Source organism: Rhodococcus aetherivorans (assembly GCF_011058165.1).
Taxonomy (GTDB): Bacteria; Actinomycetota; Actinomycetes; order Mycobacteriales; family Mycobacteriaceae; genus Rhodococcus; species Rhodococcus aetherivorans.
In genome coordinates, this window is sequence record NZ_JAALEG010000037.1 from 14,597 (window position 1) to 28,263 (window position 13,667).

Annotated in this window: 14 protein-coding genes; 9 read left to right on the forward strand and 5 right to left on the reverse strand. The window is 73.1% G+C overall.

Annotation, left to right across the window (positions count from 1 at the left end):
* Nucleotides 1-19: 19 nt before the first annotated feature.
* The 8 genes from G6039_RS15865 to G6039_RS15900 all read left to right on the forward strand — a co-directional run bounded on the left by G6039_RS15865 (nucleotide 20) and on the right by G6039_RS15900 (nucleotide 7,324).
* Nucleotides 20-1,168 (forward strand): acyl-CoA dehydrogenase family protein, encoded by a 1,149-nt coding sequence (locus G6039_RS15865; protein ID WP_006947369.1) that lies wholly within the window; start codon nucleotides 20-22, stop codon nucleotides 1,166-1,168.
* The gene (locus tag G6039_RS15870) at nucleotides 1,168-2,244 is read left to right on the forward strand and encodes an acyl-CoA dehydrogenase family protein (RefSeq protein ID WP_043802741.1); all 1,077 of its coding nucleotides are present in this window, start codon (nucleotides 1,168-1,170) and stop codon (nucleotides 2,242-2,244) included. The genes G6039_RS15865 and G6039_RS15870 overlap by 1 nt, the downstream gene beginning before the upstream one ends.
* 96 nt (nucleotides 2,245-2,340) lie before the next feature.
* Nucleotides 2,341-3,120 (forward strand): tyrosine-protein phosphatase, encoded by a 780-nt coding sequence (locus G6039_RS15875; protein WP_037201173.1) that lies wholly within the window; start codon nucleotides 2,341-2,343, stop codon nucleotides 3,118-3,120.
* Nucleotides 3,117-4,334: a CaiB/BaiF CoA transferase family protein gene (locus G6039_RS15880; protein WP_006947372.1), complete on the forward strand. Its 1,218-nt coding sequence runs from the start codon at nucleotides 3,117-3,119 to the stop codon at nucleotides 4,332-4,334. The genes G6039_RS15875 and G6039_RS15880 overlap by 4 nt, the downstream gene beginning before the upstream one ends.
* A 44-nt stretch (nucleotides 4,335-4,378) precedes the next feature.
* On the forward strand, nucleotides 4,379-5,023 hold the full coding sequence (locus G6039_RS15885) for an FMN-dependent NADH-azoreductase (protein ID WP_029546220.1): 645 nt from the start codon (nucleotides 4,379-4,381) through the stop codon (nucleotides 5,021-5,023).
* A gap of 420 nt (nucleotides 5,024-5,443) precedes the next feature.
* Entirely contained in the window at nucleotides 5,444-5,587 is a 144-nt protein-coding gene (locus tag G6039_RS15890; protein ID WP_006947375.1) for a hypothetical protein, read from the forward strand.
* A gap of 1 nt (nucleotide 5,588) precedes the next feature.
* The gene (locus G6039_RS15895; protein ID WP_029546218.1) at nucleotides 5,589-6,515 is read left to right on the forward strand and encodes an ATP-binding cassette domain-containing protein; all 927 of its coding nucleotides are present in this window, start codon (nucleotides 5,589-5,591) and stop codon (nucleotides 6,513-6,515) included.
* Nucleotides 6,512-7,324 carry an ABC transporter permease gene (locus G6039_RS15900; RefSeq protein WP_029546215.1) on the forward strand — a complete coding sequence of 271 codons (813 nt, stop codon included), beginning with the start codon at nucleotides 6,512-6,514 and terminating at the stop codon, nucleotides 7,322-7,324. Before G6039_RS15895 ends, G6039_RS15900 begins: the two co-directional genes overlap by 4 nt.
* A gap of 181 nt (nucleotides 7,325-7,505) precedes the next feature.
* Here G6039_RS15900 and G6039_RS15905 read toward each other — a convergent pair whose 3' ends face one another.
* Both G6039_RS15905 and G6039_RS15910 read right to left on the reverse strand, forming a co-directional pair.
* Nucleotides 7,506-8,900, reverse strand: a complete 1,395-nt coding sequence (locus G6039_RS15905; RefSeq protein WP_043802737.1) for an amidohydrolase family protein — start codon at nucleotides 8,898-8,900, stop codon at nucleotides 7,506-7,508.
* The gene (locus G6039_RS15910) at nucleotides 8,897-10,123 is read right to left on the reverse strand and encodes a CoA transferase (protein WP_043802734.1); all 1,227 of its coding nucleotides are present in this window, start codon (nucleotides 10,121-10,123) and stop codon (nucleotides 8,897-8,899) included. Before G6039_RS15910 ends, G6039_RS15905 begins: the two co-directional genes overlap by 4 nt.
* A gap of 44 nt (nucleotides 10,124-10,167) precedes the next feature.
* On the opposite strand from G6039_RS15910, the gene G6039_RS15915 reads away from it, so the two are divergent.
* Nucleotides 10,168-11,238, forward strand: coding sequence for an enoyl-CoA hydratase/isomerase family protein (locus G6039_RS15915; RefSeq protein WP_043802732.1), 1,071 nt, complete (start codon nucleotides 10,168-10,170; stop codon nucleotides 11,236-11,238).
* 101 nt (nucleotides 11,239-11,339) lie between these two features.
* Here G6039_RS15915 and G6039_RS15920 read toward each other — a convergent pair whose 3' ends face one another.
* Genes G6039_RS15920 through G6039_RS15930 form a run of 3 tightly spaced genes read right to left on the reverse strand, consistent with a single transcriptional unit; the run spans nucleotide 11,340 to nucleotide 13,531 of the window.
* A complete protein-coding gene (locus G6039_RS15920; RefSeq protein WP_043802729.1) occupies nucleotides 11,340-11,681 on the reverse strand; it encodes a WhiB family transcriptional regulator in 342 nt (113 codons plus the stop codon).
* Nucleotides 11,682-11,694: 13 nt separating this feature from the next.
* A complete protein-coding gene (locus G6039_RS15925) occupies nucleotides 11,695-12,702 on the reverse strand; it encodes a MaoC family dehydratase (protein ID WP_043802726.1) in 1,008 nt (335 codons plus the stop codon).
* Nucleotide 12,703: 1 nt separating this feature from the next.
* Nucleotides 12,704-13,531 carry an HpcH/HpaI aldolase/citrate lyase family protein gene (locus G6039_RS15930; protein WP_037201171.1) on the reverse strand — a complete coding sequence of 276 codons (828 nt, stop codon included), beginning with the start codon at nucleotides 13,529-13,531 and terminating at the stop codon, nucleotides 12,704-12,706.
* Nucleotides 13,532-13,667: the final 136 nt, after the last annotated feature.

The window sequence follows — 13,667 nt, forward strand, 5'->3', positions numbered from 1 at the left end:
CTCACGGAAGAAGACGACCATGCGTACATCACTGGTACCGTCCGCCGGTGCCCCCGACCCGAGTCTCGCAGCGTTGCGGGCCGAGGTGCGCGCCTTCCTGCGCGAGCAGATCGAGGCCGGCGTGTTCACCCCGGGCGTGGACACCTGGCTCGCCCGCTGGAACACCGACTTCACCAAGGCCCTGGCCGCCCGCGGCTGGGTCGGCATGACCATCCCCACCGAGTACGGCGGGCACGGCCGCACCTTCATGGAGCGTTTCGTCGTCACCGAGGAACTCCTCGCGGTCGGCGCGCCGGTCGCCGCCCAGTGGGTGGCGGACCGGCAGGCCGCGCCCTCGCTGCTCAAGTACGGCACCGAGGAGCAGAAGCGACGGTTCCTTCCCGGCATCGCCCGCGGCGAGATCTGCTGGGCCATCGGCATGAGCGAGCCCGAGTCCGGATCCGACCTGGCGAGCGTGAAGACCAAGGCCGTGCAGGTCGACGGCGGCTGGCGCATCACCGGCACCAAGCTGTGGACCTCCGGCGCCCACCACGCCGACGCCTTCTTCGGGCTGGCCCGCTCCGCCCCGCTCGACCCGGCGCACCGGCACGCCGGGCTGAGCCAGTTCATCGTCCTGCTCGACTCGCCCGGCGTGGAGATCCGGCCCGTGCTGTCGATGTCCGGTGAGCACCACTTCAACGAGGTCGTCCTCGACGACGTGTTCGTGCCCGACGACCTCGTGCTCGGCACGATCGGCGACGGCTGGGCGCAGGTCACCTCCGAACTCGGCTACGAGCGCAGCGGCCCGGAACGCTTCATGTCCACCTTCGGTGTGCTCGCCGGCGCGGTGGACGAGGCAGCCGCCGGCCGCCTGCCGGCCGACCCCCGCATCGGCGCGTTCGTCGGCCGGATCTTCGGCCTGCACCACATGTCCCGCGGGGTGTCCGAGGCGCTGCAGCGGCACGAGAACGCGGAGGTCGCCGCCTCGGTGGTCAAGGTGCTCGGCACGCAGGCCGAGGGCGACATCGCCGACCTCGCCGACGAGCTGGCCGGCGAGAGCGACACCGCTGGTGACGAGTTCGCCGAGCTGGTGCGGTCGGGTGTCATGCAGCGTCCCGGATTCACCCTCCGAGGCGGCACGAGTGAGATTCTGCGCGGGGTCATCGCGCGGGGATTGGGGATGCGCTGATGAGCAACGCGACGAACGGCACGTCGACCGATAACGACGTGGAGATGCGCGAATTCGCGCAGATGCTCGAACAGGTCTTCGGCGAGCGCCGCGGCGACGATCACCGCCTCACCGGGCCGCTGCGCCTCGACCGCGAATTGTGGTCCACTCTGGTCGAACTCGGTCTCTCCCGGCTCACCGGTCCGGAGGCGGACGGGGGCAGCGAGGCGGGCTGGGCCGAGGCCGCATATCTGCTCGGCGCCGCGGGCGCCGGGGCCGCCGCAGTGCCGGTGGCCGAGAACGACCTCCTCGCGGGCTGGCTGCTGCAGCTGTCCGGCTGCAAGCGCGCGGTGACCGATCCGGCGGCGGCACGCACCGCCGCCGTGCTGACCGCCGACGGCTCGGCCCGGCACGTGCCGTGGGCCCGCGACGTCGACGCCGTGGTCGTGCTGTGGGAGGCGGACGGCACGTGGCGGGTCGCCGACGTCGCCCGCGCCGACGTCGAGGTCACCGAGGCGGTCGACGTCGCGTCCGAGCCGCGCGACCACATCCGTGTCGACGTCGCCGCGCTGTCCGGCGCCGAAGTTCCGGCGGGCACCGCGGAGGAGTTCCTGCGCCGGGGGGCGCTCGCCCGGGCTCTCGCGATGAGCGGCGCGATGGAGCGGGTGCTCGACCTGGTCGTCGAGCACACCACCACGCGTGTGCAGTTCGGCCGTGCCCTGGGCAAGTTCCAGGCCGTGCAGCACCTGGTATCGGACATCGCCGCCGAGGGCGCGCTCGCGCGTGCCGCCGCGCAGGCAGCCGTGACGATCGCCGAGGATTCCGGATTCGGCAGCGACGAAGCGGGATTCGCGATCGCTGCCGCGAAGTCCTGCGCGGGGCACGCCGCGTCGGTGGTCGTGCGCAACGCCCACCAGAGCCTCGGCGCGATCGGCTTCACCATGGAGCACGAGCTGCACCGGCACGCGAACCGGCTGCTGTCGTGGCGCAGGGAGTTCGGCTCCGTGCGGTTCTGGGACGAGGTGCTCACCGCGGCGGCCGTCGACGCCGGGTCCCGGGGGCTGTGGCCGTTGATCGCGGACGGCCGACCGGAATAGGGCATCCGCCGCGGCCCGCTGGACAGGTACCACCGGCCCGGTATGAACTGTGGGGTGACGGCGCGTGTTCCGGCGGTGCCGGACCGACGAGGAGAGGTGCGAGTGCAGGACGAGCAACAGCGCGTGCCCGGACCGGTGAATCTGCGAGATCTCGGCGGACTGCCGCTGACCGACGGCGGTCGCACCGCGCCCGGCGTGCTGTATCGGGGCGACGCCTGCTACACCGGCGACGTGGTGCGCGGCATCCTCTCCGACCGGCCGCCCACGACGGTGGTGGACCTGCGATCCGACGCCGAACGCGGGCACCGCGCCTTCACCTGGCCGGACGGCACGCACGTGCATCGCCTGTCGCTGCACGCGGACGCCGCGCCGGCCGGGCGCACCGGCCTCGGCCTCGCCGAACTCTACGGCCGGGTGTTCGACGTGGCCGCGCCGCTGTTCGCCGGGCTCGTGCCGGTCGTCGCGCGGGCCGCGGGCCCGGTCCTCGTGCACTGCACCGCCGGCAAGGACCGCACCGGTCTCGCGGTCGCCGTCCTGCTGCTCGCCGCAGGCGTGGAACCGCAGGCCGTCGTCGACGACTACGCGGCCACCGACACGAACATGCCCCTGCTCCTCCGTCGCTGGGAGGCCGTCGGGCTGCGCGTGGGCGGCTCGTCCCCGGGCGGCGACCGGGCGGTGCCGTCCGACCTGTTCCGCGCCCCGGCCGAGGCGATCTCCCCGATCGTCGAACGCCTCGTCGCGCATCCCGGAGGGCCGGGGGCGTGGCTGATCGACCACGGGGCGGGGGAGGACGACGTGCGGCGGTGGCGCGCACGTGCCCGAGGAGAAGACGTGGCTGCAACGGTATACGGAGACAGGAAGGCACCGACGCGATGAGCGAGAACAGCGAGCCGAAAGCCGGGGGATCGGCGGGACTGCCGCTGGAAGGCATCACCGTCGTCAGCCTCGAGCAGGCGGTCGCCGCCCCCATCGCGACCCGCCATCTCGCCGATCTCGGCGCCCGTGTCATCAAGGTCGAACGCATCGGGGAGGGCGACTTCGCCCGCAACTACGACGCCGCCGTGCACGGGCTGGCATCGCATTTCGTGTGGCTCAACCGCGGCAAGGAGTCGATCTGCGTCGACCTCAAGGCCACCGAGGGCGTCGCCGCGGTGCGCCGGCTCGTCGGCGAGGCCGACGTGGTGATCCAGAACTTCGCGCCCGGCGCGGCGGCGCGGCTCGGGCTCGGCGCCGACGAGCTGCGGCGCGAGCGGCCCGAGCTGATCGTGGTGAACATGACCGGTTACGGCACCGAAGGCCCGCTGCGCGAGCGCAAGGCCTACGACATGCTGGTCCAGGCCGAGACCGGGCTGTGCTCGATCACCGGCACCCCGGAGACCGCCACCAAGACCGGCATCCCGACCTCCGACATCGCGGCCGGCATGTACGCGCTCACCTCGATCCAGGCGGCGCTGTTCCGGCGCGAACGCACCGGCGCGGGGGCGACGATCGACGTGTCGATGTTCGACGCGACCGTCGAGTGGCTCGGCCACCCGATGTACCTGCAGATGTACCAGGACACGCAGGTGCAGCGGATGGGGCTGAGCCACGCGTCGATCGCGCCCTACGACGCGTACCCGACCGTCGACGGAAAGATCCTCATCGGCGTGCAGAACGACCGGGGCTGGCGGGCGCTGGTCACCGAGGTGTTCGGCCGCCCGGATCTCGCCGGGCACCCGAAGTTCGCGACGAACATCCTGCGGGTGCAACACCGCGCCGAGACCGACGCGGTCGTCGCCGAGAACACACGCCGCTTCGAGACCGCCGAACTGGACAAACGTCTCGCCGCGGCCGGTGTTCCGGCCGCCCGCCTGAACGACATGAAGCACCTGATCGAGCATCCCCAGCTCGCCGAGCGCGACCGCTGGCGGGAGGTCGGCACCGAGGCCGGCGCGGTGCGGGCGGTGCTGCCGCCCATGACCTTCTCCGATGTCGAGATGCGCATGGGTGCGGTACCGGCGCTGGGACAGCACACCGACGCAGTGCTCGCCGAACTCGGCCTCACCGACGAGCAGGTCGCCGGGCTGCGTGCCGCCGGCATCGTGCAGTAGCCGGTAGCCGACCGGCGCAGTACCCGAACCCGAAGGAGCCCGACGTGCCCCAGCTGCTGCAGCTCGATTCGTCCGCGAACCGGCAGACGTCCGTCACGCGCGAACTGACCCGCCTGTTCGCCGACACGTGGCGCCGCCGCGGACCCGGCTACACCGTGGTCGAGCGGGACCTGCACCGAGACCCGGTCCCGCATCTCGCGGACGCGGAACTGCACTATGCGCCCCGGCTGCGGGTTTCCGGCGTCGCCGTCGATCCTGCGGCCGAGGCGGTGCAGACCGAGCTGGTCGCCGAGGTCGCCGTCGCCGACGTCGTCGTGATCGGCGCCCCGATGTACAACTGGTCGCTGCCGTCGACGCTGAAGGCGTGGATCGACCACGTCCACGTGCTCGGCACCACCGTGCCGTTCGACGCGCCGGACCAGCCGTTCGCGGGCACGCCCGTCGTGGTGATCTCGAGCCGTGGGCTGGCCTACGGGCCCGGCGATCCGGACGAGGGCCTCGACCACACCGTGCCGCCGCTGCAGCAGGTGCTCGGCACGTCACTGGGCATGGACGTCACGGTCGTGACCGCCGAATACACTCTCGCGTCCCGTATTCCGGCGCTGGCGCCGATGAACGAGCGCTCCACGGCGAGCCTGGACGCGGCGCGCGAGCGGGTGCAACGGCTCGCGCACGACCTCGGCGCCTGACCGGCGCGCCCGTCCGCCCGTTTGGTTCTCAGGCGAATTCGGCGTCGGCTCCGCACTCGTCAAGGTAGTCCGCGCCAGGGACACCGAGTTCCCCTGGTAGCCGGTCAAGCTCCACATGGAGGCGGCCGGGGCGAGCAGCTCGGCCTGCTGCACCGAGCCCGCGGGTGCGCGGGCAGTCAGGTCGTCGAAGACCTGTGCGACCTGCGGGAGACGGCCCGGGCCCTTCCGCCGTTCGCATCTGCCCCGGGAGATGCGCCGGTTCTGGTGGGCCGATCGGGCTCCCCACCACGATCCCTTCGTTCGGCCCTGCCGCGCCGCGCTCGAGCGGACGCTGTCGATGTGATGCGTCCACATCGCGGGTCGCTCGTCAGAAGAGTCAAGTTCCCCACCCAGGGGAGCGCGTCTCGGAAGGACCCTCAGATGATGACCAGCCGTGTCCACATCGCGCTCGACGTCGACGACACCAACGCACCGCCCCTCCCTGTGGGGGTGCCCCACCGTCCGGGCCGGCGACATCGCGGCGCGCCGGCGGTGCACGTGCCCGGCACCGGTTCGGAGGCGTGAGATGAACACCCCTGCAGTAGTTGTGGAAGATCTCCATGTCGCCTACGACAAGACGTGGGCGCTCGACGGCCTCGACCTCGAGGTGGGGGCGGGCACGACGCTCGGCGTGCTCGGCCACAACGGCGCCGGTAAGACGACCTTGATTCGCGTGCTCACCACGCTGGTGCGGCCGACCGTCGGCCGGGCGCTGGTCGAGGGCCTCGACGTCGTCACCGATGCGATGGACGTCCGCCGCCGGATCGGGGTCACCGGCCAGTACGCCGGCCTCGACGAGTTCCTCACTACCCGAGAGAATGTGGAACTGATCGGCCGCCTCGCCGGCCTGCGTGGTCGGGCACGGGCTCGGGCCGATACCCTGATCGACCGGCTCGGATTGCACGACCTCGCGTCGCGGCGGGTCGGTGAGCTCTCCGGCGGTTCACGACGTCGGGTCGACCTGGCCGCCAGCCTGGTCGGATCTCCGTCGGTACTGTTCCTCGACGAGCCGACCACCGGCCTGGATCCCATCGCCCGCAACGCGCTGTGGGACGTCGTCGACGAACTCACCACCAACGGCACCACCGTCGTGCTCACGACCCAGTACCTCGAAGAGGCCGACCGGCTTGCCGACCACATTGTCGTGCTCAGCCAGGGGCGGGTCGCCGCCCGCGGCACTCCCGCCGAGCTGAAGCGGATTGTCGGCGGCAAGGTGGTGACCGCCACGATCCCCACGCACCAGCTCGGCGGCCTGCCGTTCCGCCCCGACGCCGAAAATCCCGTCGAGGACGGCCGGGTCCGTGTCGCACTCACCGTGGGCGACGCGATGACCGCTGCCGAACTCGTCGCCCAGCTCACCCGGGACCGCGTCGGCATCAGCGACCTCGATGTCACTTCGCCCAGCCTCGACGACGTCTTCACCCACCTCACCCACAACGGAGCCACCCGATGAACGCCATGCTCACCACCGGACCCGGGCGCTCACCCGCCGCGGACCAGCTCGCCGCTCTCGTGGTCCGCAATCTGCGCACGAGTGCCCGCGTCCCGCAGTTGCTGATGTTCTCGCTGACCATGCCGATGGCGATGTTGGTCCTGTTCAGTCAGGTGTTCCGCAGTGTGGCGGCCGGACCCGGCTTCCCTCCCGGGGTCAGCTACATCGACTTCCTCACCCCCGCCATGCTGGCAGTCTCCACCGTGATGGCCGGCACCAACGCGGGGGTGTCCGCGGCGATCGATCACACCAACGGCCTGCACGATCGCTTCGCCGCGCTACCCCTGCGGGCGGCGCTGCCCGGTGTGGCGCGCACGCTCAACGAAGCCGCATTCACGCTCGCCCGGGCCGCGCTCCTCGGTGTCGCCGCCGTCGTACTCGGATTCGAGTTCCATGGCACCGTCGTCGACGCCCTGGCCGGGATCGTCGTTCTCGCCGTGCTGGCCGCGGCGATGAGTGCCCTGTTCGGGCTCATCGGTGACCGACTCCGCCGTCCCGACGTGGTGCAGTTCGCCGGGATGATGGTGATGATGCCGCTGATGTTCGTTTCGAGCGCCTTCGCCCCGATCGAGACCATGCCCGGTTGGATGCAGGCCGCCGCGACGCTCAACCCGGTCGCGCACGCCACCGATGCCCTGCGCGGCCACGAGCTCGGCACCGCCACGTTCGGCGACACGGCCACTGCCGTCGTCGCCGCGGTCGCGCTGGGGGCGGTGGTGACGCTCCTGCCCGGCATCGCGCGCCGGGTGCGCGCATTGGTCGCGCGTTGAGGCAGCCCACCTGGGCGGTGCGCCGCGCTGGAGACGAAGATCGCGACCCACCGGGACGACCTCGTCGTGCAGCGCGGACGCACTCCTCGACCAAGGAACAGGTATTCATGACGGTGGTGCGGGCGTGACCCGCGAACGGGTGCAGCAGCCCGGGCAGGACCTCGTCCGACCGGGCCCGGGCTCAGCGGCGATACCGGATCTCGCCGCGGATCACGGTGCAGCGCACTGCTTCCGCGGTCGGCTCCGCAAGCGCATCGGTGAGCGGGTGGTCGAGCAGCACCAGATCCGCCGGCGCGCCCACCCGCACCCTGCGCGGCTCGGCACCGGGGTCGTCGAGGGGGGACAGGTAGCGGTCGAGGGCGGCGGCGGCGGTGATCCGCTCCTGTGGACCGACGACGTCGCCGGTGGGGGCGCGACGGTTCGTCGCGGCCGCGATCACCGCCCACGGGTCGAGCGGCCCGTACGGGGCGTCGCTCGACAGGGCGACGGGCACGCCGCCGTCGAGCAGGGACCGGCAGCGGTACAGGTCCGGCAGATCCCGGGTATCGACCCGCTCGAGGTAGTCGTCGCCGCGGTGCGCGAGGAAGCCGGGCTGGGTCACCACGCACACCCGGCGACGACGCAGCTCGCCGATCGACTCGGCCGGGACCAGCGCCCCGTGCTCGATCCGGTCTCCGGGACGGGTGCCGGCCTCCTCGAACACCGCGAGCAGCAACAGCAGCGCCTCGCGGCTGACGCAGTGCACCGCCACCGGCCGGCCGCGGGCGTGGGCGCGACGGACGGTGCCGGCCAGGGCCTCGAAGTCGGGCAGTCCCGAGTCGGCGAGAACGATCTTGTACGGGCCGGTCGTCACGGTCGCCGGTCGATCCTCGGGTTCGTCGCCGAGGGGCACCCCCAGCAGGTGCACTCGCTGCGGCAGCGCGCCGGAGACGTGTGCGTCGATCAGCGCGGCCAGCGAGTCCGGCGCCAGATCGGGGGTGGCGTCGGTGATCCCGGTGATCCCGAGGCGGGTCAGGTCCGCGCCCACGGCATCGAGCGGGGGCGGCCCGGTGGCGGGCAGCCGCTCGCGCAGCCAGGCGTCCGCCCGCCACACCCGCCCGGTGGGGCGACCGGCGTCGTCGCGCTCCACCCCGGGATGGTCGGCCGAGTCCAGTCCGGCCAGGATCGTCGCCGCCGAGTTGAGCACCCACATCGCGCCGCTGCGGTGCTGCACCCGCACCGGCCGCCGCGCGTGCAGCCGGTCCAGCGCCGCGGCGTCGAGCAGGCCCGCGACCGTCTCGACGTAGCCGACGCCGCGGACCCAGCCGTCGCCGGGCGCGGCGTCCAGCGCCCGGGCCAGGTCGCCGGGTGTGCGCACGTGCGGGGGCCCGCACCGGACCGAGGTGGCGTCCGCGGCGATCGCGTGCAGGTGCAGGTGGTGATCGTGCAGTCCCGGCAGCAGCGCCCCACCGCGGCCGTCGATCACCTCGCCCTCGGTTTCGAGGCCGACCCCGATCGCCGTGATCCGGCCGTCGCGGACCGCGACGTCGCACCGGCCGGCCGGCAGCGCGACGTCGCGCAGCAGCAGGCCGGTCACCGCGCCGACCCCAGTTCGGCGAGCACCGCGGCGGTGTCGCGACCCGGTTCGGCGAGGTCGCCGCGCGGGGCGCGTGGTTGCGGCGTCTCGATCTGCGCGGTGCCCGTCGCGGTGTCGACGTACCACTCGTGGCCTCGCCGGTATGCCTGCGCCGCAGCGGTTTCGGCTCCGTCCAGGGTGGCGGCCACCGTCGCCGACATCGAGATGTCCCACAACACCCCGTCACCGTCGCCGGGTGTGGACATCGCCAGCGCCGCCGCGGTCAGACCCGTGAGTGGATCGGCGATCGCGTCGCCGACGAACATCGGCCCGTCGCCGTCGCGGGCGACCAGTCCCGCGGCCGCGGCGATGTCGTCGCCGAAACCGATCCGGTTCGAGGCGCGTCCGTGCGCGGTGATCGAGATCCAGGTCCCGCCGGTGGCGACGAATTTGTCTGCGTGCAGGCCGAATCCGGCCAGCGCGCGCGGGCGGGACGCCTCGATCACGATGTCGGCGGCCGCGACGAGCGCGGCGAGGGCTGCGCGTTCGTGGGGGAGGGCGGGATCGAGGGTCACGGCCTCGTGGCCGCCGTGCAGCAGGCGATAGAAGTCGGGATTGCCGCGGCGGGCGCCGTCCGGCCGGGACGGTGTCTCCACCTTGATCACCCGCGCCCCCGCCAGGCCCAGCACGTGCGCGCACAGCGGTCCCGCCCACAGCGCACTGAAGTCGACGACGAGCAACCCGTCGACGGGGCGCGGCGCCGGCGGTCGCAGGGGGGCAGGAGCGTGCGCAGGGGTGACGGGTCCGGCCGCGACGCCGAGCAGGTCGGCGCGCTCGGCCAGGTCGGCGCCGGTGTGCTCGCGCAGCCAGGCCTCGACCGCGGGCCACGGGTCGTCCCCGACGTCGGCGCCGACGAGGGCGCCGAGCAGCAGGGGATCGTCGGGCCGGGCGCAGGAGACGGCGGCCCAGCCGTCGGCCGTCGGCAGCAGCCGGCACGAACCGCCGGCCGACGTCGCGCCGCCGCGGCGATGCCCGGTGAAGGAGGCGCGCTCGGCGAGCATGCGCGCCCCGTCGAGCTGCACCGCTCCGCCGGTGACGTCGGCGATCCAGGCGGTGCGTTCCCGCGCGACGGTCGCCGCGCGACCGGGGGGAATCAGGGGTGGCCCGTCGGGACGGCCGGTGAGAGAAGCGATTCCGCTCTCGGCCCAGTCCCGCACCACATCCGGGCGCGCGGAGGTCGACACGCTGCCGATGCTACAGTCCGCGAAACGACCTCAGGACGGCGGACATGGGCACAGGCGTACGAACCCTCACGGTGGCGGACCTCGCGGGCGGCGCCGCGGACACACCGGTTCTCGGCGACGGCGCCGCCCTGTGCGAACCCGTGCTGATCGTCGACCTCGACGACGCCGACGCATCGATGGTCGAGGCCGTGGCCGCCCGGGTGCCGGCACTGGATCGGTTGCTCGTCGGGCGCTGCACTGGCGCCGTCCCGGCCGCCCTGGCGCCGCTGACCGCCGCGCTGGACCTCACGTACGTCGCGGGGCCCGATCCGGCGGACCGGGCGGTGGTCGGCACCGAGGACGTCGACGCGGCGCTCGCCGAGTTCGTCCGGGCGATGGGGCGGTATCCGCAGTCGGCCCTCGTCGCCGGGCAGGTGCTGCGGATCACCGAGGCGCTGCCGGTGCCCGAGGCGATCGACGTCGAATCGCTCGCCTACTCCACCCTGCAGGGCGGCGCCGAGTTCGGTGGCTGGCTCGACGAGCGTCGCAGGCTCGGGCGGCCGCTGCCGCCGCCGCCCGTCGCGGATCCGGTGCTGATCCACCGCGACGGCGACACCCTGCACCTCACCCTCAACCGGCCCGAACGCCGCAACGCCTACGGCACCGCGCTGCGCGACGCCCTGGTCGAGGCGCTGCGCCTGCCGCTGCTCGACGACACCGTCGCGCGGGTGGTGCTCGACGGCGCCGGGCCGTCGTTCTGCGCCGGCGGTGACCTCGACGAGTTCGGCCACACCCCGGACACCGCGACCGCGCACCTGATCCGCACCCGCGGCGGCGCCGGACGGCTGATCGCCGCGCTCGCGGACCGCACCGAGGTGCGCGTGCACGGGCACTGCGTCGGCGCCGGCATCGAGGTCCCGGCGTTCGCACACCGGATCGTCGCCGCCCCCGACACGCTCTTCCGGCTGCCCGAGGTGACGATGGGCCTGATCCCCGGCGCGGGCGGCACCGTGAGCGTGCCCCGCCGCATCGGCCGCTGGCGCGCGCTGCACCTGTTCGTCACCGGCGTCGCGCTCGAGGCACCGCGGGCGCTCGAGTGGGGGCTGATCGACGAGATCGCCGTCCGCGGGGAGTGAGCGAAGGGGAGTGAGCGAAGGGGAGTGAGCGAATGTATCGCCCACTCGATCAGATCGAGTGGGCGATACATTCGCTCGGCCCCGAGCGCATGCGAGGGAGGTCAGCCGGCCGCCGACGTACCCGCCCCACGAGTCGCAGAACCGTCCGGCAGCCAGCGGACATACCGCAGTCCGCGGCGTTCCCTTTCGGTCAGTCCGCCCCAGATCCCGTGCTGTTCCTTGTTCTTCACGGCATCGTCGCGGCACGGGATGCGGACCGGGCAGGCCGCGCAGATGTCCCGGGCCGCTCGTTCCCGGCGTTGCCGCTCGCCCCAGGTCTCGTCCTCGGGGGCGTAGAAGGTGTCCGGTCCGATGAACCGGCAGCGGGCGTGCAGACGCCAGTGGTGCCCGTCGTGTGGGTCCGGGACTTCGGTGGGGCTCGGGGCGAAGGCGGGGAGTGTCATGTCGGTTCCGGGGTCAGGCCATGAGGGCGGTGAAGCGCCAGTCCAGCACGGGTGCCGGCGCGTCGGTGCCGCGGTGGGCGTGGACGATCGAGCGCAGTTCGAGGACGCCCCCGCCGCCGTCGAGGGGCTGGGCGGAGTCGATGTGCAGGTCGCTGGTGAGGGTGTCGCCCTCGTGGACCGGGCCGGTGTGGTCGCACGAGTGCCAGCCGAGGACGGTGACGAGGTTGGGCAGCGCGCGGGTGGCCTGGGCCAGGGCGAGGCCGATGGTGTGGCCCCCGTACACCAGTCGTCCTGCGGCGCCGACGCGTTCGTCGTGGTGGGTGGCGGCGATGTTGAGGGTCAGGCGCGCGAGTTCGGGTGCGCTGGAGACGACGTCGCCGCTGGACCGCAGCACCGCACCGGCGAGCGACGGATCGAAATGCGGTCCCGGAACGCGGGTCCGGTAGGTGGCGAGGTCCCAGTCGGCGGGGGCGGACCACCGCGGCGGTTCCTGCGGGCCGATCGCGGACAGATCGTCGGCGGGCACGACGCGCGCGGGATCGGGATTCTCGCTCAGCGGCAGCATCGCGCACCGGTAGAAGTCGAGGACGGTGTGCCCGTTCTGGTCGACGGTGTTCATGCGCAGCGCCGCCAGCCCGGTGGGCTTGCGGCCGGGCTTGGCCGAATTCTCCTTCAGGCCCACCACTTCGGTGGTGATGTAGAGGGTGTCGCCGATATGGGGGAAGCGGTGGAAGCGCAGGCCGCGGTAGAACAGATTGGCCTTGACGTGGTGGGTGACCAGGGTGGACTGGCCGATCGCCAGGTCGGTGACGAGGCCGGCGTGCGCGACGGGCCCACCGGCGACGGCCGCCGACAGGTGCGCATCGAGGGGCAGGCGCAGCCGGTCGCCGAGGATCGCCTGGTGGGCGGCGGCGAGGCCGTCGGTGATCGTGACGGCCGGGGCGGTGTCGAAGACCTGGCCGACGGTGAGCTCGTCGAAGTAGGGTCCGCCGACCTCGGTGGCGGTGCGTGCGGTGGTCATCTCACTTGTCTCCGATCAGGGCGAGGGTGCGGCGGGCGGCGACGGCGACCGCCTCGTCGAGCATCTGTCCGTCGAGCTGGGCGGCTCCGGCGCCGCGGGCCTCGGCCTCGGCCAGGGCGGCCAGCACCCGTCGGGCCTGCTCGGCCTGCGCGTCGTCGGGGGTGAAGGCCGCTGCGGCCGAGTCGATCTGGGCCGGGTGGATGACCCACTTGCCGTCGAAGCCGAGGTCGGCGGTCCAGCGGGCGGCGCGACGGAAGTCTTCGTCGTCGGTGATGGACAGGAACGGTCCGTCGATCGCCTGCACGCCCGCGGCGCGGGCGGCGTGCAGGAGGCGGTCCTGCACGTACAGCCAGTGCTCGGGGGCGGCGGTGCGGGCGCGGCCGAGCGCGGCGCCGAGGTCGGCGTAGCCGAGGATCACCGCGGCCAGCCGGGGGCCGGTGACGATCTCGTCGAGGCGGGTCACCCCGGCCGGGGTCTCGATCAGTGCCTGCACCACGAGGTCGGCATCGCCCGCCTCGGTGAGGATCCGGTCGGTCTCGGCGAGGTCGGCCGGGCCCTCCACCTTGGGCACCACGATCGACGACAGGGCCGGTCCGAGGGCGGCGCAGGCGCGCAGGTCGTCGGCGAACCACGGCGTGCCGGGACCGTTGACGCGGACCGCGATCGCGCGGCCGGTGCCGCGGGTGGACACCAGATCGGCGACGAGGTCGCGGGCGGTGTCCTTGAGGGCGGTGGCGACGGCGTCCTCGAGGTCGAGGACCACCTCGTCGGCCGAGGAGGCCAGCGCCTTGCCGGCCTTGCGTTCGTCGGAGCCGGGGGCGACGAGCACGGCTCGCCGGCGGCGGGGCTGCGCAGGATTCACGGATCAACCTCTGCTGTGGGGCGGTCGGGAACGGGATAAATGTACGGCCATTGTCCGGTCCGGCGCTACCCGGCGCCGACTCATAAGCGAGGACTGGGGCGAC

Coding starts and splice junctions, on each gene's coding strand:
- G6039_RS15865 (WP_006947369.1), top strand. CDS start 20: ATGCGTACATCACTGGTACCGTCCGCCGGTGCCCCCGACCCGAGTCTC.
- G6039_RS15870 (WP_043802741.1), top strand. CDS start 1,168: ATGAGCAACGCGACGAACGGCACGTCGACCGATAACGACGTGGAGATG.
- G6039_RS15880 (WP_006947372.1), top strand. CDS start 3,117: ATGAGCGAGAACAGCGAGCCGAAAGCCGGGGGATCGGCGGGACTGCCG.
- G6039_RS15890 (WP_006947375.1), top strand. CDS start 5,444: ATGATGACCAGCCGTGTCCACATCGCGCTCGACGTCGACGACACCAAC.
- G6039_RS15895 (WP_029546218.1), top strand. CDS start 5,589: ATGAACACCCCTGCAGTAGTTGTGGAAGATCTCCATGTCGCCTACGAC.
- G6039_RS15900 (WP_029546215.1), top strand. CDS start 6,512: ATGAACGCCATGCTCACCACCGGACCCGGGCGCTCACCCGCCGCGGAC.
- G6039_RS15915 (WP_043802732.1), top strand. CDS start 10,168: ATGGGCACAGGCGTACGAACCCTCACGGTGGCGGACCTCGCGGGCGGC.
- G6039_RS15920 (WP_043802729.1), bottom strand. CDS start 11,681: ATGACACTCCCCGCCTTCGCCCCGAGCCCCACCGAAGTCCCGGACCCA.
- G6039_RS15925 (WP_043802726.1), bottom strand. CDS start 12,702: ATGACCACCGCACGCACCGCCACCGAGGTCGGCGGACCCTACTTCGAC.